We start from the raw sequence: 20,348 nt of genomic DNA, 5'->3' as shown, positions 1-20,348 counted from the left end.
AATGTCAAAAGCTTGAGATACTTGCATAAAAAAATCCGAGACCTAGAGGTAGGACTCGGATTCTGAAGCATCTAGAAGATCAGTCAACCGATCGATTTATCACTAAATGATCGGCATTAGCGCTATAGCGCTCTTTATCAGTGTTTAATCTTGGTATTTTACTGCATTGCTAACAGCATCTCTTGGGGCTCTTCTAAATAGAGCTTCCATAGGTTACAGAAGCGAGCAATCGTACCTCCGTCAATCACTCGATGATCCCCTGACCAGCTTACCTGCATGATCTTTCTCGCTTCCACTTCACCATTGGCATTAAAACGCGGCAGCACCTGCAATTTGCCTAAAGCAACAATGGCCACTTCTGGCTTATTGATGATTGGCGTTGCTACCGTGCCACCCAAAGCACCAATATTAGAGATAGACACACTGCCACCTTTAAGATCATTTGGACTCACGCGGCCACTTCTGGCAGCAGTGGTGAGACGAGTGATCTCTGCTGCAATCTCTAAGATAGACTTATTATGCACATCTTTGACATTCGGCACTAACAAGCCCACTTTAGAGTCAACCGCCATACCGATATTGTGTTGGGACAAATACGTCAGCTCAGTGCAATCGCTATTCACTCGACTGTTGATCACTGGAAACTCTTTCAACGCTAATGACATCGATTTCATGAAAAATGGCATCATGGTGAGTTTAAGCTCATCGGTCGAGTATTTTTTCTTCATACTCTCTCTAAGCTTCACAAGCTCTGTTAAATCAATCTCTTCACAATAAGTAAAATGTGGAATTGTGGTGACTGATTCAGTCATCATTCTAGCCATCACAGCTTGTACACCACGAATAGGCTCGACGCGATCAATGGCTGTTGAGATCGCAACCTTAGTGTCTGCTACAACAACATTGTTTTCAGTATCAACAACACCAGTTTGGTAACGGCTGATATCTTCTTTGTATACACGCCCGTTCTTGCCAGTGCCAGACACACTCGCAATGTTAATGCCTAAACTACGTGCCAAACGCCTCACTGCAGGGCTAGCAAGTGCTTTTCCCTGTGCGACCATCTGTTGTGCAACAGCCTGCTCACTAACGGCTACTGGCTCAACAGTCACAGCCAAAATTTGAGTGTCCTCAATTGCAACTTCAACTGAAAATAAAGGTTCATGAACCTTAGCCAACTGACCTTTACGGTAATGTAACTTATGAATTTTACCCGTCTTAATAGCAGGGATTTGCACTAGGGCTTTATCCGTCATGACATCGGCGATAGGTTGATCTTCAACAACCAAGTCCCCCTCTTCAACCAACCATTCTACTAACTCACACTCAACAATTCCCTCACCAATATCAGGCAGGAGAAACTCTTGAATTTGCATGCTAGTTTGTGATGAATTTGATTCAACACGACTCGTTGACTCCTGACTTAAAACCTCACTCTTTGACTCAAACTCTTGAGTCTCTGCAATATCAGATGAAGATAAACCCTCTGATATTTCAACAGAATATAATGGCAAGTGAACTTTCGCTATCTCACCTTTAGCATAATGAAGTTTTTTGATCACACCAGCGTGTGGTGCAGGGATTTGAACTAATGCTTTATCGGTCATCACATCAGCAATAGGTTGATCTTCAACAACCACATCGCCTTCGTTGACTAGCCATTCAACAAGCTCACACTCGACAACGCCTTCACCAATATCTGGCAGAATAAACTCTTTAATCATTGCCAAGCTCCTAAAATTTTATTGATGCTTTAATGGCGTCGAAAGTCTTCAGCGCGTCAGGCATATACTCTTTTTCATGGATCAGTGGGTAAGGAGTATCTAACCCACACACCCGACTAATTGGAGACTCCAAGTAGAGGAAACATTGTTCTTGAATGGTTGCAGATATTTCACCAGCAAAACCGCCTGTGAGCGGCGCTTCATGGTTAATCAGCAAGCGACCGGTTTTTTTCACCGATTCAGCAACGGTTTCAACATCCCAAGGGGCCAATGTTCTAAGATCGATGATCTCACAAGATATCCCCTCTTTACTTGCCATGTCAGCCGCTTTCTCGATGATCTCCACCTGAGCGCCCCATGCAAGCAGAGTAATATCTGTCCCTTCACGAACCACTTCAGCCTTACCTAACTCTATCTCGTAATCGCCATCAGGCACTTCGCCGACATTGGCACGATACAAGCGTTTAGGTTCAAAGAAGATCACTGGGTTATTATCACGAATAGAGGCCAGTAATAGCCCTTTTGCTTGATACGCATTACGGGGAACAACCACTTTTAGCCCCGCAGTTTGCGTAAAATAAGCTTCCGGTGATTGAGAATGGTAATGTCCGCCAGCAATGCCACCGCCATAAGGGGTTCTAAAGGTGACGCCACCAACATTAAACTCATTTCCGCTGCGGTATCTGAACTTGGCAGTTTCATTAACAATCTGATCTATCGCTGGAAAAATGTAATCAGCAAACTGAATTTCGGCAATTGCCGTCATACCGTTAGACGCTAAGCCGTTAGCAAAACCCGCGATACCCTGTTCAGTTAATGGCGTATTAAAGCAGCGATCGCGACCAAACTTCTCTTGTAACCCAGAAGTGGCTCTAAACACACCACCAAAATGACCCACATCTTCACCGAACAATATCGCTTTTTCATCGGTCTCCATTGCCATAGAAAGTGCATCATTGATGGCTTGTAACATATTAATTTCGGCCACGGCTTATACACTCCCTTCGCTATTTGGGTATGATTTAGGATATTTCTTGAGGTGTTTTTTCAAAGTATCAAGCTGCTGTTTTAACAGTGGTGTCGGCGTGTCATAGACATCTTCAATTAACGTGTCGATATGCGACATAGGTAGCTTCTCAGCAATTTTAACTTCTGCAAGCACTTCACTGCGATACTTTTCAAATAGCGCTGCATCTTGCTTTTCAGTCAACCAACCCTTGTTGATCATCCATAATTTGAAACGCTTAACCGGATCATGTTGTTGCCACTTCGCTTCTTCATCTTTTGAACGATAACCAGATGGATCGTCAGATGATGAATGTGCGCCAAGGCGATAGGTCATGGCTTCGATAAGGACGGGGGCATTGTTTTCAATAGCATATGATCTGGCTTGTTGAGTTGCAGCAAGCACAGCTAACATATCGTTACCATCAACACGAATGGTGTGCATCCCGTAACCTGGACCACGGCTGGCAATACCATTGCCTTTAAACTGTTCGCTGGTTGGGGTCGAGATTGCATAACCATTATTACGACAAAAGAAAATGGTAGGAGAGCTAAGCACTGCGGCCATGTTCAAGCCCGCATGAAAGTCACCTTCCGAAGCAGCACCTTCACCAAAGTAGCAGATAGCGATATTTCGCTTACCCTGCATCTTTAAGCTGTAACCAACACCGGTTGCTTGTGGGATCTGCGTTGCCAATGGCGAAGAGATCGTTTGATAGTTCAACTCTGCAGAGCCGTAATGGATCGGCATCTGGCGGCCTTTACCGAGATCTTTCTCATTACTGAACAATTGATTCATAAACTGTTCAGTGGTAAATCCACGGTAACGCAATGCCGCATGCTCACGATATTGAGCCAATATGACATCGCCGCTATCCAAAGAAGCTGCACTGCCAATAATCGAGGCTTCTTCGCCTGTGCATGTCATATAAAAGCTGATCCGCCCCTGACGTTGTGCACCTAACATGCGCTCGTCTAATACTCGGGTAAAGACACAAGTATCATAAATTTTGTGGGCTAGGGTTTCATCGATAGCTGGTAACACCGCATTTTCATACACTGTGCCATCGGCTTGTAAGATTTTTAAAATCGGGATCCTAATTGAATCCTTATCGAGAAAACTGACACGATGGACAGTTTCATTATGGCTTGTTGCGTTGCTCATACTATTCTCTTATCAGCTGAGTGCTTCATTTTTGAGTCCTCTCTCATTGAAAGAGGATGTTCTTGTTATACGCGTTGCAGAACATTACGTTAACGTAAACTACCTATCAACTATTGATTATACCTTAGCAAAAACTAACCCGCTCTGCCTGCGTATGTTTAGCTTTACATTTAAGCCAGATCCCGCCAGTAGGCTGGTCTAGCTTCCTGTGCATTTTAAGAATTATGAGCCTTATCGATATTATCAGTGCTCGCAGGTTTAAGGCACAAAACGGTGCGTTGACCAATCGGCACTTTGGCATTAGGAAATACAACAGCTTCTATTTCGTGCTCAACTTTAATGTCATTTCCACCTTCTTTAGCTAGTATGTATCCATTTGGAAATGCAGTGAAATTTTCAACATCATTGGCAAACGTAAATTCAAAATCATCGAAGTTTTTGTTAATGGCTCTACAGACCTGATACAGGTTGACAGACTTGGCATTAAATTCAGACAACTGAAGCGGCGTATCGCTGATAAGTCTTGTCAGCATCTCATTTAAGGCGATAAAACGCGTCATGTCATTCTGGCCCATTGGCAAGACTTTCCCTAACTCAATGGTAAATGCATCGGCTTGATAATTTAGGGATGAAAAATAACTAAATGTCGTTGTTGGTTCATGGTGAAACAACACGGTATCGATGCCACATGCTTCGAGGAACATGATCTGTTCACCACTGTATTGACGACCGGGCCTGTAGGGATAGATAGCAAACTTTTCATGTTTGGAACCGCGGATAGCAGTATGAAGATCATAGTGAATTTTATGTGTTGCAGCATTTTCAGAAGTGAAAAATTTATCCACATAGAACTCAAGTTTTTTCGCTCTTATCCGCTCAGGATTAATCAAGCCCTCCCCAACTGAATGCGCTCCGTTAAAGAGCCTATTTAGATTTTCATCAATAAAACGAGTGCCATTGATAATGGCTGGCGGGTTACCAAATAAAAAGAGGATTCTCTGCTTAGCAATCAAGGTCTCTTCAAGCAACGCCTTAACAAGTCCATTGCACAACTCAATAGGGGCCGTTTCATTACCATGTACAGCGCAAGAAAGCACAATATCTTTGCCAGAAGTCTGCTTAAGCTCAGACTCCACAGGTTCAAATACAATGACACCGGTATCCCACACTTCGACTTGCGTGTGCGAGCCAAGCATAAAAGTCCCCACTTCATCAAAATGTTGTGGCTGAGCAAGTGTGAATTGTAGAAAATCTTTAGACTGTTTTAACGCTTGTAACACGAGATACTCCTTATTCGCTCTTACCCCTAGAAACGAACTCAATACTGATATTAAAAGGTAAGATCATTTATTATTGTATGAAACTCGGATTGGTATCCTACCATTTTACACACAAGTCAGCTATTTAACGGCGACTCAAAGCCAAGTTATTTCAAATAATTTACCTTTAAAAACTTTTTCTATTTACATGGCATTTCACTCTGGCTAAAAGACCCCCACAGCGATGATAAGAAATGAACTTACGGTGTTTATAATAAAAAAGCCCCAGCGTAATGCTGAGGCTTTAATGGATAACTAAGACATCGAAGTTAGGGCCTGAAATTAAGACAGCATCTCATCAATCATTGATTGCGCTTGGCTTATCACTTCACCTAAATGGCTTTGGCTAACGAAGCTCTCACCGTAGATTTTGAATAGTGCTTCAGTACCTGAAGGCCTAGCGGCAAACCATGCATTCTTAGTGACCACCTTAATGCCACCAATATTCGCATTATTACCAGGAGCTTTAGTCAACACGCTTTCAATAGCTTCACCAGCCAAGGTGTGAGTGCCGAGTAGATCGACATTAACATTTCCTGAAATAATCTCAGCAAATTTAGCCTTCTTTTGCGCACTTACTGGGCTGTCTACACGAGTATAAAAACTCTCCCCGTGAAGTTCGACTAATTCACGATAACGGGTCGCTGGCGATTTACCGGTTACCGCCAATATTTCCACCGCTAACAGGGCTAAAATAAAGCCATCTTTATCGGTACACCAAGTTGTACCATCGCGTCTTAAGAAAGCAGCACCTGCGCTCTCTTCACCGCCGAAGGCAAAAGTGGCATCAGCGAGTCCATCTACGAACCATTTAAACCCAACTGGTACTTCACTCATCACACGTTGATGCTGAGCACACACCTTATCAATCATGGCACTGGAGACTAAGGTCTTGCCGATGATCAATGATTCAGACCATTGTGGTCTGTGGGTGACTAAGTAGTCGATGGCCACAGCCAAAAAATGATTCGGATTCATCAAACCACTACCAGGACAAACAATGCCATGGCGATCGTAATCAGGATCGTTACCAACACAAAGATCGAAATTATCTTTATGCTTTAAAAGCCCAGACATTGCATAGGTTGATGAGCAATCCATTCTGATCTTGCCATCTTTATCCAGTGGCATAAATCCGAAACTTGGATCGACTTGATCATTAACAAGTGAAATATTGAGATCATAACGTTTGGCAATTTCAGCCCAGTAATAGATCCCTGAGCCTCCCAGCGGATCAACCCCTATCTCAAGTTTTGCTTTCGAGATGGCATCCATATCAATGACACTAATTAAGTCATTAACATAAGGTTGAATTAAATCCACCTGTTGAACGTAATCACTTAGCATGGCTTGAGTATAATCTTCACGCTTTATACCCACTAACTTCTGATTCAGATAAGCGTTGGCTTTATTCTCAATCCATTGAGTTATCTCACCTTCTGCGGGACCACCATGGGGAGGGTTATACTTTATCCCGCCATCTTGGGGAGGATTATGCGATGGGGTGATAATGAGCCCATCCGCTTGACTGTCTGAACATTGGTTCGCAGTAATAATAGCGTGTGAAATAACAGGAGTCGGAGTAAAGCCATCATCTTTATGAATGATAATGTTGACACCATTTGCCACTAATACCTCAATGGCAGTAATGTACGCGGCTTGAGATAATGCATGGGTATCAATACCGAGATAAAGTGGACCAGTTATCCCCACTTTAAGGCGGTAATCAACCACAGCTTGAGTGATAGCGAGTATGTGTTGCTCGTTAAAACTGCGATTAAAAGCACTGCCTCTATGACCTGATGTCCCAAAAGTCACTTTATCTTCAACCACATTAATATCTGGCTTAAGCCGATAATAATGGCTCATCAGCTTAGGAATATTAACTAAATCCTGTTGTAAGGCTATTTGACCTGCTCGTTCATGAATCGACAATACTAACTCCTACCTATAAATCAAATATGTTCATCTAAAACGATAACTTAAATACTTGCAGTCATTGACTCAATTTGAGCTTCATCTGTACCGTACTGCTGCAAAACCTCTGTTAAGATAGTGCGTTTTTTAGCTGTATTGTTATTTGTGGTCACCCAGTAACCGCTTTCGCCAATTTCTTTAGGGTTGGCTGATTTACTTGCCTTAAGCAAAGATTGTTTTGATGTGGCGAAATACAGTCTATCTCTGCCTTTAATCTTCAATACCTGTGAGAATGTGTCTGGCGAGGCAAGATACATGGCTTCTAAAATAAATAGAAAGCGTCCAACCGCTCCTTTTGCTGCCGCCAGATCTTCTTGATTAAGGCTAGAATGAAAATCGGTAATGTTCGGTTTTACCGTTTCCACAATAGCCACTTCTTCCAAGCTAGGTTGGCTGATCACTTCTGGCTCAACTTTGACCTCTATTGCTTCGACTGCTACTTCTAAACCCAACAACCGACGCAAAATTTCAGAAGCACTTTCACCGATCCTTTCAGTCTTGCTGGCAATAAGGCGATATAGCTCTTCATCAACCTCTATATATTTCATGCTCTTCATCTTCCTTACTTGCAATTAATGCCCCGAACCATAAAGGTTAATTTATGGAAAGAAATATTTATTCAATAACATTTAGCTGGGCGATCGTTTCACAAGTGTATGTCATCTTTAGGCTTATAATAAAGACCCTTTCTCGTAATTTTGATATACACGCGATTTAGATGTGAAAAAATCTCTCATTTGTTTAAAAACAACACACATCTCCCCCTTCTCCTTGCTTTATTCTTGTCAAGGTAAAGACATTAAAGGACAATGTTGAATCAATTTGCACCTCGACGAGTTTGACATGAACTACATCTCTACGGGCCAAGGCCCCGCAGTGATCTTGATCCACGGCCTTTTCGGTAACTTAGATAATCTTAATAGTTTAAGTAAGAGTCTTGAGCCCAACTACCGAGTAATTCGTGTCGATGTGCCAAACCATGGCTTGAGTCCGCACTGGTCTACCATGAGCTACCCCGCTTTGGCACTCGCCATGGTTGAACTTATGGATGAGCTACTTATCGATAAAGCACATCTGGTGGGACATTCTATGGGAGGCAAGATTGCACTGGCGACAGCATTGTCATTTCCTGAACGCATCATCAGTGTCGTTGCTGCCGATATCGCCCCAGTAAGTTACCAAGATAGGCATTTGAGTGTCTTTAATGCACTAAGGTCCGTTGACCTGAGCAACATTGAAAATCGCTCTCAAGCGCTTTCGTCGCTATTACAATCTGGTATCGATGCAGGCACGGCGCAATTTCTACTTAAAAACCTCACTCGGGATGAAACTGGGTTTAAATGGAAAATGAATTTAGACGGCCTACTGGACTGTTATCCTGAGATGATTGCTTGGTACAATGACAGCGTACCAGTGAAAATGGTTTATAAAGGGCCGTGTTTATTTATTCGTGGTGGCGACTCAGATTACATCACTGCAGACCATAGACAGACGATTATGGCACAGTTCCCTAATGTTCAAGCCAAAACTATTGAGGGGGCAGGACATTGGCTACATGCTCAAAAACCCACCATTTTCAATCGTCTGGTGTCAGAGTTCATCGATAAACACAAAGGTAAATAATCTTTGTTTAGCCATTTATGCATATAGCAGGTACACATCATCTATGGTATATTCGCGCCTCTTTTTGGCCTGAGTAATCGTAAGATGCTATCTCAGTACATTGAGCAGATTGAAGCTTTAGGTCTAAACTTACATTCAATGACCGTTTTTTTGGCCTGAGATATCATAAAATATGAACTCAGTATTGAAGCTTTAGGTCTAAACCTGTTTTCACGACAATTTTTTAGCCTGAGGAAGCGTTAGATGTTATCTCAGTATATGGGGCAGATTGAAGCGTTAGGCTTAAACCTATTTTTCGCGTCGATTTTTTTCTTTATCGGTATGGCCATTCATGATGTGCTAAAACAGGGCAAAGTCCCTAAGTTTGGTCGTAACATCGTTTGGCTTGTGTTATTTCTCGGCTGTGCCGGGTTTATTGCAAAGGGATTAATACAGGTGTTCTGGGAAGGCTCAGGCATTGGTTAAACATTGATTAAATGGCTAAAGAAACATCAGACAGAACCACAATAGATCTGTTCGCAACAGAAAAACGACGTGGGCGTCCTAGAAGTAATCCGTTACCTAGAGACCAGCAGTTAAAAGTCAACAAGCGAAACCAGATCCAGCGCGATAGAGCTAACGGATTAAAACGAATAGAGTTAAAGGTGTCACAAGATTTGTATGACGCCTTGAATGAAAAGGCTTTGGCCAGTAAAATTAGTCGAAGCCAATTAATCGAATTGATATTGCAGGACTTGGTTGACTCTTAACCTGTTCTGATAACGATAACAAACACTGCACATTAGATATAGGAAAGACAATGGCAACTGTAGGTCTTTTTTTCGGTAGCGATACAGGTAACACTGAAGCCGTCGCCAAGATGATCCAGAAAAAGCTGGGTAAGAAGATGGTCGATGTTAAAGACATCGCCAAGAGTACAAAAGAACAGATACAAGAGTATGATCTTCTTCTTTTTGGTATCCCTACTTGGTACTACGGTGAAGCTCAATGTGACTGGGATGATTTCTTCCCTGAACTCGAGCAGATCAATTTTGAAGATAAGTTAGTCGCCATCTTTGGTTGCGGCGATCAAGAAGATTATGCCGAGTACTTCCTCGATGCTATGGGCATGGTTAATGAAATTGTCGAGACCCGTGGCGGTATCGTCATCGGTCACTGGCCAACCGCGAGCTATGACTTTGAAGCATCTAAAGGCTTAGCCGATGAGAAACACTTTGTTGGTTTAGGCATTGATGAAGATCGTCAGCCTGAGTTAACCGAAGAGCGTGTTGATGCTTGGGTAAAACAGATCTACGAAGAGATGTGTTTAGCTGAACTGGAAGATTAATCTTTTTTAATGAGATATTAACCAGTAAAAAAGCGGCTTATGGCCGCTTTTTTGTGTCTGGAACACTTATGTAAATTTACCATGGATGGATATAAATTTACTTTGTGTCTGGTCTTAGATGTTCCTCCACTGACCCATAGGGATATGGGGGATGTCTGGAAGTGTATGGAACGCTTTAGACCATGTAGGTCACATATATTTATCAAAAGACTTATGCCACCTCTCAAGGATTAGAGTTGGTATGACTAACGTTAGCACGAGAGTAAGCTTGAAATGACTGCTGGATCTGAAAATCAACATTGGGACATCTTTTGTGCTGTCGTCGATAATTATGGCGATATTGGCGTTACCTGGCGTTTAGCCAGACAACTTGCCCACGAGTATCAATTGAGCATCAATCTTTGGGTTGATGATCTGCACAGCTTTTCCCATATTTTGCCTCAGCTTAATCCAGCCAACCCAGTTCAATGTTTTCATGGCGTAGAAATACGGCAATGGAACACGCCGCTAGATATCCCTTTTTCCCCAGGGCGTGTGATCATCGAAGCATTTGCATGCGATCTCCCCACCAATGTTCTTGAACGACTCATAGAGCAACATCAATCAGCCGGTGAAAAACCTCCACTGTGGTTAAACCTTGAATACCTCAGTGCGGAAACTTGGGTCGATGGCTGTCATGCCTTGCCCTCATTGCAGACAAGTGGTCTCAAAAAGTTTTTTTATTTCCCTGGGTTTACATCGAAAACTGGCGGCCTTATCTGTGAGAAAGAGCTGTCTAGCCAACGTGAACGATGGCAATCAAACCCAAATCATAAAATGGCCTTATTTGAACAACTAGGGCTATCTGGGATTGAGCAAGATGATATGCTTATTAGTATATTCAGTTATGAAACTCCAGCCCTTGAAGCGCTGTGTGAGTTATGGCAGTCATCCCCTCAAAAAATTCATGCGCTGCTGCCTCTCGGTCGAGCATTAAACAGCTTGTCTCGTTGGTTACCATGCACAGTTGAAGACTTGGTCTCAGGCCAAAAGATAGTGCATAAAAATTTAACCTTACATATCTTACCTATGACAGATCAGCAAGACTTCGATAGACTGCTATGGAGCTGTGATGTCAACATCGTTCGCGGTGAGGATTCGTTTCTGAGAGCTCAATGGGCTGCAAAACCCATGATTTGGCACATCTATCCTCAAGAAGATGATTACCATCTCATAAAATTAGAAGCTTTTATGCAAGTTTACTGCGATAATCTTGCACCAGAAATAACTAAAATCTGGTCGAAGTTAAACTTGGCGTTTAACATCGATGATAAGAAAATGGTTAACACTTACTGGCAAAAACTAAATTCAGTGAATAAGCCCTTGTTAAAACATGCACAAGAATGGCCTATTCATGCATTAAATGATGCGGATCTTGCTTCTCGACTGGTTCAATTCGTCAAAAATAGCTAAGATACTGCACTGAAATAGAAAGTCAAAAAATAGGAAATAAAGTAATGAAAACTGCTCATGAAATCCGTCCTGGTAACGTGATCATGTTAAATGGCAGCCCATGGGTTGTTCAGAAAACTGAAACAACTCGTTCAGGCCGTAACGCTGCTATCGTTAAATTGAAATTGAAAAACGTACTTATCGACTCAAGTACTGAATCTACTTTCAAAGGTGAAGATAAGTTAGAGGATATCATCCTAGAACGTCTTGAATGCACCTATTCGTATTTTGCTGATCCTATGTTTGTATTTATGGATTCAGAATACAACCAGTATGATGTAGAAGCAGATAACTTAGGTGATGCAGCTGCTTACATCGTTGATGGCATGGAAGATGTTTGTCATGTTACTTTCTACGAAGGTAAGGCTATCTCAGTTGAACTGCCTATCACTATCGCACGTGAAGTGACTTACACTGAGCCTTCAGCTCGTGGTGATACTTCTGGTAAAGTGATGAAGCCAGCAACTGTCTCTGGCGGCGCGACATTAAGTGTTGCAGATTTCGTTAAAACCGGTGACATGATCGAAATCGACACTCGTACAAATGAATTTAAAAAGCGTGTCTAAACACTAACGGTGTTTTGCTCGTAAAGCTTAATAAAGCCAGTGTTTAGCACTGGCTTTATTATTTATACAAAACAACAAAAAGGTGTAAAACACCAAAGTAAGGCAACTAAACAGTATTAAAGCCTGAACAGGCAATGCCAAAACCCCTCTTTTAGCGTGATAATCTAAAATATTTTTCAGTTCTATCATTAAAATACACCGTAAAGTACTTCTCAAGCAGTACATTATTCGTTATTGTCCCACTACTTATGTTTTACCTAAGCACGGCTAGAATAAGCCCTTATACCGACTTAGCATTTTAGAGGTTGTGGATGCGTCCAATTATCAAATCAAACAAATTAGATTCAGTCTGTTATGACATCCGCGGACCTGTTCATAAAGAAGCTCGCCGCCTTGAAGATGAAGGTCATCGCATATTAAAACTCAATATTGGCAACCCTGCCCCCTTTGGTTTTGAAGCCCCAGAGGAGATCGTTCGGGATGTGATCCTCAATTTACCCAGCGCTCAAGGTTACTGCGAGTCAAAAGGATTATTCTCTGCCCGTAAGGCCATTGTGCAGCATTATCAGTCGCAAGGTATTTTCGGTGTCGATATTGAGGATATCTATATTGGTAACGGCGTATCAGAACTGATCGTCATGGCGATGCAAGGTTTGCTTAATACTGATGACGAAGTGCTAATTCCTTCACCAGATTATCCTCTATGGACTGCGGCGGTTAACCTATCTGGTGGTAAAGCACAACATTATCGCTGTGATGAAGAAGCCGATTGGTTCCCTGATCTTGATGACATTCGAGCAAAAATAACCCCAAGAACACGGGCTTTAGTCCTCATCAATCCAAATAACCCTACGGGTGCTGTTTACTCGAAAGAGCTTCTACTTGAAGCGGTTGAGATATGCAGACAACACCACCTGATTTTATTTGCTGATGAAATTTATGACAAAATTCTCTATGACGAAGCAAAGCATATTCCAGCGGCAAGCTTATCGGATGACATTTTAACCGTAACCTTCAACGGATTATCTAAATCTTATCGCGCTGCAGGTTTCCGTGTCGGTTGGATGATGCTGTCGGGTAACCTCAAAGCGGCTAAAAGTTACATCGAAGGCTTAGAGATGTTGGCATCAATGCGTTTGTGCGCCAACGTGCCTAATCAACATGCTATTCAAACCGCACTCGGTGGATATCAGAGCATCAATGAACTGGTCGCCAATGAAGGCCGTTTAAAAGTGCAGCGTGACACCTGTATCGAACTATTAAACTCTATCCCAGGGATAAGTGTTAAGTGCCCCAAAGGCGCCATGTATGCTTTTCCAAGATTAGATCAAAAGAAGTTTAATATTAGAGATGATGAGCGTTTAGTGCTGGATCTATTGAAAGAGAAGAAAATCCTCCTCGTTCATGGCACTGCCTTTAATTGGCCAGAGCCAGATCACTTGCGGGTGGTTTTCCTTCCTCACAAGGAAGATCTTGAGAAAGCCTTAACCGAGTTCGGTGACTTTATGGACGGATACAGGCAATAACTACAATATTAGATTAAAACGACCTCTCCGGTCGTTTTTTTATGCCTGTAGATCAAGCTATTAGATGGATTTATTCCAGGGTTAACAGATGACACAGCAGTAGTCTCTGCACTATCATCTCAGCTTTCTCTTGAGAACTATTGATGGAGAAACCATACTGACATTGGTTCTCATCATGCTTTATGGAGACCATGTTTCTAATCGTAATGGGGATAACAATGGTTTCCATGTCCGGTAATATGACCACCTTCAATAAATAGTCAGTATCACTCACGATAGTATCCACCCAAGGGCTGACGAACGCGCCACCTTTGATAGAGATATCCCTTAATACTCCTGTCACTGCCTCGATTTCAGAACCGTCATCTTCATTGTCGGTATCAGCCAATGTTATCTCAGCGCCAATATTAATCGGAATTCGATACTGATGCCTAAGCGCCACTTTCTGTAACTCTTCAGGGTAATGAATTAACAGCCAAGAGGCTGAGTTATGCTCTATCCGCTGGATTTTGCTTTTAAACGCCAATAGGTTCGCATCAGCGCCATCACTCTTAACGATACGAATGATAAGTTCCTGACCATTAAGCATGAAATCTTTCGCTTTGTGCCAATACTCATCGGCACCAAGTTCTAGAATGATGGTCACACCAGGATCAACCCCAATAAGTCGAGAACGGAGTCGCACAACTTGATCCGGTATAAGAACCTGAATATTCACCTCTGTGTTACAGGACATATGATCCAAAAAAGAGAGTTGATATGTCTTTGAATCGTTCACTGGATGCTCCTATGACATTACACTGCAGACAAACCCATCAATCACATTATTGTTCTAATGACTCCACATAAATTCTAGTCAGTTAGCTGCAGCAATGCCACTTTGACGGAGTTTAAGTACTGTCAACATTATTGATTATTCGACACCCTATTGATTTAATATTCAAGCATGTTTTATTATCCCTTTTATTGGCAATATTTATCTGCCTTTTCAACTAGCCCCTGTGCTAATGTAACTTCATGTTGTAAAAACAATATAGAGCCTAAAATTATGAGTCATCTTTTTGCCCACCTTGCTCGCATGAAACTTATTCAACGCTGGCCACTCATGTATAATGTTCGAAGCGAAAATGTTCAGGAACATTCCCTACAAGTAGCGATGGTTGCACATGCACTCGCCATTATTAGCAATCAAAAATTTGGAACGGAACTTAGCCCAGACAAGGCTGCAACGGTCGCTATCTTTCATGATGCCAGTGAAATTTTAACTGGTGATCTCCCTACGCCAGTGAAATACTTTAATAAAGAGATTGAGGCTGAATACAAGAAAATTGAAGCCATTGCAGAGCACAGACTGCTTGAAATGGTGCCTGATGATTTTAAGCAAGAGTATGAGCCTTTACTCACCAGTGAACATGCCGATAGAGAGTATAAACAACTGGTCAAATCCGCGGATACTATCTGTGCTTTTCTGAAATGCCTTGAAGAACTTCGCGCCGGCAATACTGAATTTAATACTGCCAGAAAGCGCTTGATAGAATCGCTAGATAAGAATTCCGATCCCGCGGTAAAGTATTTTGTCGACTGCTATGTCCCCAGTTTCAAGCTAAGCTTGGATGATATTAACAGGCTACTCTAACTTATTAGAGTGTAAGAATAAAAAGGATAACCATGACCGGATCCCTATGGCATGACAGACGTCTCATGGAAGATAAAAAGAGACGTAATGATCATCGCAGTCCCTATCAGAGAGATCGTGCCAGAATATTGCACTCGGCGGCATTTAGAAGGCTGCAAGCCAAAACCCAAGTGCTAGGTGTTGGCATGAATGACTTCTATCGCACTCGACTCACCCATTCACTAGAAGTCTCTCAAATAGGAACCGGTATACGTGCACAGCTAAAACTAAAACAGCCAGATCATCTCCACTTATTTGACTCTATGAGCTTAATAGAGTCACTCTGTCTTGCTCATGACATCGGCCACCCTCCTTTTGGTCATGGTGGTGAAGTCGCGCTGAACTACATGATGCGAGATCATGGTGGATTTGAAGGTAATGGCCAAACATTCAGGATCCTCACCGGACTTGAACCCTATACAGAATACTACGGCATGAACTTGTGCCGTCGTACTTTGTTAGGCGTACTAAAATACCCCGCCCTCTACTCTTCATTGCATCATAAAGGCAAACAAGTTGAGATAAGTAATATTCGTCAACTCAAGCCTTCTGACTGGCCGCCTGTTAAAGGTATTTTTGATGACGATAAGGCCATTTTAGATTGGGTACTTGAACCTTTATCTAACCCAGACAGAGCAAGGTTTCTTGAGAGCCATGAACCTGAAGCGGGTAAACATAAGCGGACAAGATTTAAATCTTTAGATTGCTCCATTATGGAACTTGCAGATGATGTCGCTTATGCGGTTCATGATCTTGAAGATGCCATCGTCATGGGTATTGTGACTGCGAGCCAGTGGCAATCTGATGTAGCCAGTATCTTAATAAAAAATGAAGACAGTTGGATTAGAGAAGAGTTCTCCACCATTGGCGATAAGCTGTTCTCTCACCAACACCACCTCAGAAAAGATGCCATCGGCACATTAGTCAACGGATTTGTTACCGCGATAACCCTTAAAGAAGATGAGCACTTTACAGAACCTTTGCTTCGATTTAATGCTGCACTCGATGAGCACTTTGCTTGTGCTTTAGAAGTATTGAAGCAATTCGTCTATAAATTCGTAATTAGAAAGCCTGAGATACAGATGCTCGAATACAAGGGCCAGCAAACGGTCATGGAGTTATTTGAGGCTTTTGAATCAGACCCTGAAAGATTACTTCCTATTCACACTCAAGAGCGATGGCGTGAAAGTCAAGAACAAGGACTTAACAGTCATAGAGTCATTGCTGATTATATCTCTGGCATGACAGATGAATATGCGGCTAGATTGCATCAGCAACTTTTCAGTCCTAAATCAGGTTCCATGATCGAGTTTAATCACGACTTATAAGTGATATTTTTATGCAATGTGTTCGCTTAAAAACACAGCTATAGTCATCTAGCTATCCCAAGTTTATTGTTTACCTGGGATAGTGAATTTTAACTTTCCATCCTCTCCAGCTAATCACTCAAATCATCACGCCACTTACAAAGTTAAATATTTGTTTAGCGATATCGTATTTTACGACTTAATACATAGGCTCGGTTTTACCTCATTTTTACATCTATTTAATATCTACACTTTAAATTTCAACAGCTTAGATAACAACACTTATTTGACTACACCCACCCAATTGTTAGCATGCTGTTACACCCAATAAGTGTTTGTATATTGAGTTTTAATTTCAACTTTGTATGCCACGCTTTATCTGTTTAGAAACACAGAGTTGAGTGATTGTTTATTCCGGGGATTACTGCCCAACAGTTATTAAGTCGTCCATATGCATCTTCATAAGAATTTAGTAGAGGCGACGTTGGCAGACATAAATATAACAAAAAATAAAAGGATGGAGAGATGAATAAAAAACTGATCACTATAGCAATACAAACTGCCATCATGGGGGGCGCATTAAGTTTGGCCCCTCAATCCTACGCCGCAGATGATAAAGAAATAGAGAAACCGACACTAGAAGCCGCTGCGACAGAGACAGCAGATGAGCAGAAAATTCAAGAGAAAATCACCGTGACGGGTTCACGTCTTCGTCGAGATAGCTTCAGTGTTGCCACCCCATTAGCCATATTAGGTCGAGATTCCATAGAAGACACTGGTCTTGGCTCACTATCAGAAATTCTAGTTGAAGAGCTGCCACAAATTTCTGAAGGCAGCAGTAACAGTAATTCACAATCCAGTGTTCAAAATACTGGTTTATCTACGATTGATTTACGAGACCTTGGAACGAACAGAACATTAACCTTGATTGATGGCAGAAGAACTGTTTCTAATAGTTATTCAGGTAATTATGTCAGCCTTTCCACGATCCCTTCTGGGATGGTAAAAAGAGTTGAAGTGATTACTGGTGGTGCATCGGCTGCATACGGCTCAGATGCTGTTGCAGGTGTTGTGAATATCATTACTCAGGACAGTAAAGAAGGGCTGTCATTTAAAGCCCGTGGCGGTGAAAGTACTGAAGGTGGAGCCAAAGAGTTTACATTAGACTTGGATTACGGTACTGATTTTGCGGATGGCCGAGGCTATATGTATTTCAGCACAACCTATGATAAACAGTACGGATTAAGCTATTGGGATCGTGACAGAGCTCAGCAAGAAAATGTATATCGTTATGATGATGGTGAAATGTGTAATCAAATGCTCACAGAGCAAGGTTATCAGTGTATGCGTGATATCACTGAAGCAGATTGGCGCGATAGAAGTGATGGTATTAATGGTGGTGTTTTTGGAGAATCAAGCAGGAACGACACTCAATTTTGGTATGATGGTCAAACATTGCGTAATGATTGGAAGGGTAACGAAGAGAAGTACGGAATACATACTGATCAATTTGTCATGCTCAAAGTACCTGACGAAGCAATCTCTACAGCCATTAAAGTTAATTTCGATTTGAATGATGATATTCAAAGTTATTTTCAGGTGCAGTACAGTGAAAACCGATCTATAAACAATAAATCACCAGAAGATGAATATGAAAGTGCTTATGCATTGACATTAGATCCTGAAACCGGAGAACCAGGAAGAGTACGACCTGGATATATTCCGATTGACAACCCTTATGTTCCAGAAGAAATTGCAAACAGTGGATTGTACAAAGATAGAATCTATTGGGACAGACGATTTGCAGAAGTCGGTAACGTGACAACAGATAATACCAGAACAACTCTTCGTTCGTGGGCTGGGCTTCAAGGCACTATGTTCGACGATGACTGGGATTGGGATGTATCAGTTGGCTACGGAAAATCAACACAAGAGCAAACACGGTATAACGAACTAAATACAATCAAAGTAGCTAATGCGCTTGATGCGGAATATGCTGCAGATGGAACGACAATACAATGTGCAAGCGAAGAAGCTCGTGCTGATGGTTGCGTACCTTTAAACTTATTCGGCGAAGGTTCAATAACGACTGAAGCTGCAAACTATATCCGCTCGAATCCAACAATCAGTACAGATATTGAACAGTTAAATCTTGTTGGATACGTGGCAGGTGATCTATTCGAAATGCCTGCAGGAAATGTTGCGTCAGTATTTGGTGTTGAATATCGTAAAGATTCACAAGATTTACGAACCAGTGAAGAACAACAATATGGCGGAATAACATTTAACGTTGTGCCTAGCTTTAGTGGTGAAGTAGACGTCTGGGAAGCATTTGCTGAAGTATCAGTTCCTCTTCTTAGGGATGTAACTGCGGCTAAAAGTTTATCTGCTGAACTATCGGTCAGAGTTGCGGATTACAGCTGGTCTGGTACTGGACTAGTGGAAAGTTACAAAACAGGATTAATGTGGGAACCTGCTGAAGGCTATCTTATTCGTGGTAATTACTCGAGAGCTCAACGAGCTCCAACTATTACAGATTTAGAGTCTCCTCCACGCGGTGATTATGACAGTTTTGATGATATCTGTGATGGTGTTACAGCCACCTCTACAAAAGCAGGTCATGATAACTGTCGATTAGAGCCTTCTATTGCAGCACTGATAGCAGAAGATCCTAATTTTGAATATGAAGATGGAAATAATAGTTATTCTCCAAACACAGGTAACCCTGACTTAAAGGAGGAAACAGCGGATACCTACACATTTGGTGTAACAATGTCTCCATCATTTTTAGAAGGCTTCAATCTTGCTGTAGATTATTATGATATCGCAGTTTCAGACGCCATTGCTCAAATCGATAATGCCGATATCATTGATCAATGTTATAACTCATCAACTGCATGGGGCGCTTCTAATAGTTTCTGTAATGATATAACCCGTAATGACGAAGGTGATATCATTGAAATTTTACAGCGCTCGTATAATGTCGATGAATTAAGAACTCGTGGTTTAGATATTGCTGCTGTATATTCTTATGATTTAGACTCATACGGTTCTTTAAAATTCAAAGCTGATTACACTCATGTATATGAATACTCAAAAACTTTTGAAACCAATGACGGGCAACAAGTTAATGAGTACAGCGGTGATTTAGATAACGGTATTTTTGAAGATAAAGCATCTGCTTCTGTAACCTGGTATTACGACGATAGCTGGCGTGTACGATGGAGTACTAAATTCAAAGGTAGTTTAATCTCTAGTTTAGATGAACAAAAGGATTACTATGCCCCGTTGGATGAAGATGGTGTAGGTGGATATTTTCCAATGAATGACGCTGCTTGTGCTAAGGGTGAAGATACATGTATTGATAATCCAGAAGCGCCAGAGTTCTATAATATTAGTGCATATTTCAGACATGACATATCCATTTCATATACGATGGATTTAGCTAAAAGTGGCGAAATTCGTTTCTTTGGTGGTTTAAATAACATCTTCGATAATCAAGGTGACTTTATTATCGGTGGTAAAGGTAATTACAGTAGTAAATACGGTGGTGGTAAAGGTCGTTTCGCCTATGCCGGAGCTGAATTCAAGTTCTAAGCCGGACATGATTGAGATAAGTTAACCTCAATTGTTACAAACAAAA

At 41.7% G+C, this 20,348-nt stretch carries 17 protein-coding genes; 10 read left to right on the top strand and 7 right to left on the bottom strand.

What is annotated here, in order from left to right; all coding sequences use genetic code 11:
- Nucleotides 1–158: 158 nt before the first annotated feature.
- The 6 genes from FN961_RS19405 to seqA form a co-directional block, all read right to left on the bottom strand.
- A complete protein-coding gene (locus FN961_RS19405; RefSeq protein ID WP_144041832.1) occupies nucleotides 159–1,724 on the bottom strand; it encodes a dihydrolipoyllysine-residue acetyltransferase in 1,566 nt (521 codons plus the stop codon).
- 10 nt (nucleotides 1,725–1,734) lie between these two features.
- Nucleotides 1,735–2,712 (bottom strand): alpha-ketoacid dehydrogenase subunit beta, encoded by a 978-nt coding sequence (locus tag FN961_RS19400; RefSeq protein WP_144041831.1) that lies wholly within the window; start codon nucleotides 2,710–2,712, stop codon nucleotides 1,735–1,737.
- A gap of 3 nt (nucleotides 2,713–2,715) precedes the next feature.
- Entirely contained in the window at nucleotides 2,716–3,894 is a 1,179-nt protein-coding gene (locus FN961_RS19395; protein WP_144041830.1) for a thiamine pyrophosphate-dependent dehydrogenase E1 component subunit alpha, read from the bottom strand.
- 215 nt (nucleotides 3,895–4,109) lie between these two features.
- Nucleotides 4,110–5,174, bottom strand: coding sequence for a succinylglutamate desuccinylase (astE, locus tag FN961_RS19390; RefSeq protein WP_144041829.1), 1,065 nt, complete (start codon nucleotides 5,172–5,174; stop codon nucleotides 4,110–4,112).
- A 321-nt stretch (nucleotides 5,175–5,495) separates the two neighbouring features.
- On the bottom strand, nucleotides 5,496–7,148 hold the full coding sequence (gene pgm, locus FN961_RS19385) for a phosphoglucomutase (alpha-D-glucose-1,6-bisphosphate-dependent) (protein WP_144041828.1): 1,653 nt from the start codon (nucleotides 7,146–7,148) through the stop codon (nucleotides 5,496–5,498).
- A gap of 47 nt (nucleotides 7,149–7,195) precedes the next feature.
- A complete protein-coding gene (seqA, locus tag FN961_RS19380; protein WP_144041827.1) occupies nucleotides 7,196–7,738 on the bottom strand; it encodes a replication initiation negative regulator SeqA in 543 nt (180 codons plus the stop codon).
- Nucleotides 7,739–8,033: 295 nt separating this feature from the next.
- On the opposite strand from seqA, the gene FN961_RS19375 reads away from it, so the two are divergent.
- The 7 genes from FN961_RS19375 to FN961_RS19345 all read left to right on the top strand — a co-directional run bounded on the left by FN961_RS19375 (nucleotide 8,034) and on the right by FN961_RS19345 (nucleotide 13,723).
- Nucleotides 8,034–8,813, top strand: a complete 780-nt coding sequence (locus FN961_RS19375) for an alpha/beta fold hydrolase (RefSeq protein WP_144041826.1) — start codon at nucleotides 8,034–8,036, stop codon at nucleotides 8,811–8,813.
- Between the two features lie 243 nt (nucleotides 8,814–9,056).
- Nucleotides 9,057–9,278, top strand: a complete 222-nt coding sequence (locus tag FN961_RS19370) for a DUF2788 domain-containing protein (protein ID WP_144041825.1) — start codon at nucleotides 9,057–9,059, stop codon at nucleotides 9,276–9,278.
- A gap of 11 nt (nucleotides 9,279–9,289) precedes the next feature.
- Nucleotides 9,290–9,562, top strand: coding sequence for a LexA regulated protein (ybfE, locus tag FN961_RS19365; protein ID WP_144041824.1), 273 nt, complete (start codon nucleotides 9,290–9,292; stop codon nucleotides 9,560–9,562).
- Nucleotides 9,563–9,612: 50 nt separating this feature from the next.
- Nucleotides 9,613–10,140, top strand: coding sequence for a flavodoxin FldA (fldA, locus tag FN961_RS19360; RefSeq protein ID WP_144041823.1), 528 nt, complete (start codon nucleotides 9,613–9,615; stop codon nucleotides 10,138–10,140).
- Nucleotides 10,141–10,413: 273 nt separating this feature from the next.
- On the top strand, nucleotides 10,414–11,592 hold the full coding sequence (gene earP / locus FN961_RS19355; protein ID WP_144041822.1) for an elongation factor P maturation arginine rhamnosyltransferase EarP: 1,179 nt from the start codon (nucleotides 10,414–10,416) through the stop codon (nucleotides 11,590–11,592).
- 44 nt (nucleotides 11,593–11,636) lie between these two features.
- Nucleotides 11,637–12,197, top strand: a complete 561-nt coding sequence (gene efp, locus FN961_RS19350; RefSeq protein WP_144041821.1) for an elongation factor P — start codon at nucleotides 11,637–11,639, stop codon at nucleotides 12,195–12,197.
- A 311-nt stretch (nucleotides 12,198–12,508) separates the two neighbouring features.
- Nucleotides 12,509–13,723, top strand: a complete 1,215-nt coding sequence (locus FN961_RS19345; protein ID WP_144041820.1) for a pyridoxal phosphate-dependent aminotransferase — start codon at nucleotides 12,509–12,511, stop codon at nucleotides 13,721–13,723.
- 70 nt (nucleotides 13,724–13,793) lie between these two features.
- Here the strand turns inward: FN961_RS19345 and FN961_RS19340 are convergent, their stop codons facing one another.
- Nucleotides 13,794–14,501, bottom strand: a complete 708-nt coding sequence (locus FN961_RS19340) for a flagellar brake protein (protein WP_144041819.1) — start codon at nucleotides 14,499–14,501, stop codon at nucleotides 13,794–13,796.
- A 270-nt stretch (nucleotides 14,502–14,771) separates the two neighbouring features.
- Here FN961_RS19340 and yfbR point away from each other — a divergent pair, with 270 nt between their 5' ends.
- The 3 genes from yfbR to FN961_RS19325 all read left to right on the top strand — a co-directional run bounded on the left by yfbR (nucleotide 14,772) and on the right by FN961_RS19325 (nucleotide 20,302).
- Entirely contained in the window at nucleotides 14,772–15,359 is a 588-nt protein-coding gene (gene yfbR, locus FN961_RS19335; protein ID WP_144041818.1) for a 5'-deoxynucleotidase, read from the top strand.
- 32 nt (nucleotides 15,360–15,391) lie between these two features.
- The gene (locus tag FN961_RS19330; RefSeq protein ID WP_144041817.1) at nucleotides 15,392–16,726 is read left to right on the top strand and encodes an anti-phage deoxyguanosine triphosphatase; all 1,335 of its coding nucleotides are present in this window, start codon (nucleotides 15,392–15,394) and stop codon (nucleotides 16,724–16,726) included.
- A 504-nt stretch (nucleotides 16,727–17,230) separates the two neighbouring features.
- Nucleotides 17,231–20,302 (top strand): TonB-dependent receptor domain-containing protein, encoded by a 3,072-nt coding sequence (locus FN961_RS19325; RefSeq protein WP_144041816.1) that lies wholly within the window; start codon nucleotides 17,231–17,233, stop codon nucleotides 20,300–20,302.
- Nucleotides 20,303–20,348 lie beyond the last annotated feature (46 nt).

It is taken from the genome of Shewanella hanedai (genome assembly GCF_007197645.1).
Classification (GTDB): Bacteria; Pseudomonadota; Gammaproteobacteria; order Enterobacterales; family Shewanellaceae; genus Shewanella; species Shewanella hanedai.
The sequence above is the reverse complement of the archived record's forward strand: the minus strand, read 5'-3'. Positions and strand labels throughout refer to the sequence as shown.

Excerpts from the sequence above, each read along its gene's own strand:
- FN961_RS19375 (WP_144041826.1), top strand. The coding sequence starts at position 8,034 with ATGAACTACATCTCTACGGGCCAAGGCCCCGCAGTGATCTTGATCCAC.
- FN961_RS19405 (WP_144041832.1), bottom strand. The coding sequence starts at position 1,724 with ATGATTAAAGAGTTTATTCTGCCAGATATTGGTGAAGGCGTTGTCGAG.
- FN961_RS19325 (WP_144041816.1), top strand. The coding sequence starts at position 17,231 with ATGAATAAAAAACTGATCACTATAGCAATACAAACTGCCATCATGGGG.
- FN961_RS19330 (WP_144041817.1), top strand. The coding sequence starts at position 15,392 with ATGACCGGATCCCTATGGCATGACAGACGTCTCATGGAAGATAAAAAG.
- FN961_RS19395 (WP_144041830.1), bottom strand. The coding sequence starts at position 3,894 with ATGAGCAACGCAACAAGCCATAATGAAACTGTCCATCGTGTCAGTTTT.
- FN961_RS19370 (WP_144041825.1), top strand. The coding sequence starts at position 9,057 with ATGTTATCTCAGTATATGGGGCAGATTGAAGCGTTAGGCTTAAACCTA.
- earP (WP_144041822.1), top strand. The coding sequence starts at position 10,414 with ATGACTGCTGGATCTGAAAATCAACATTGGGACATCTTTTGTGCTGTC.
- seqA (WP_144041827.1), bottom strand. The coding sequence starts at position 7,738 with ATGAAATATATAGAGGTTGATGAAGAGCTATATCGCCTTATTGCCAGC.
- FN961_RS19345 (WP_144041820.1), top strand. The coding sequence starts at position 12,509 with ATGCGTCCAATTATCAAATCAAACAAATTAGATTCAGTCTGTTATGAC.
- efp (WP_144041821.1), top strand. The coding sequence starts at position 11,637 with ATGAAAACTGCTCATGAAATCCGTCCTGGTAACGTGATCATGTTAAAT.
- yfbR (WP_144041818.1), top strand. The coding sequence starts at position 14,772 with ATGAGTCATCTTTTTGCCCACCTTGCTCGCATGAAACTTATTCAACGC.
- fldA (WP_144041823.1), top strand. The coding sequence starts at position 9,613 with ATGGCAACTGTAGGTCTTTTTTTCGGTAGCGATACAGGTAACACTGAA.
- ybfE (WP_144041824.1), top strand. The coding sequence starts at position 9,290 with ATGGCTAAAGAAACATCAGACAGAACCACAATAGATCTGTTCGCAACA.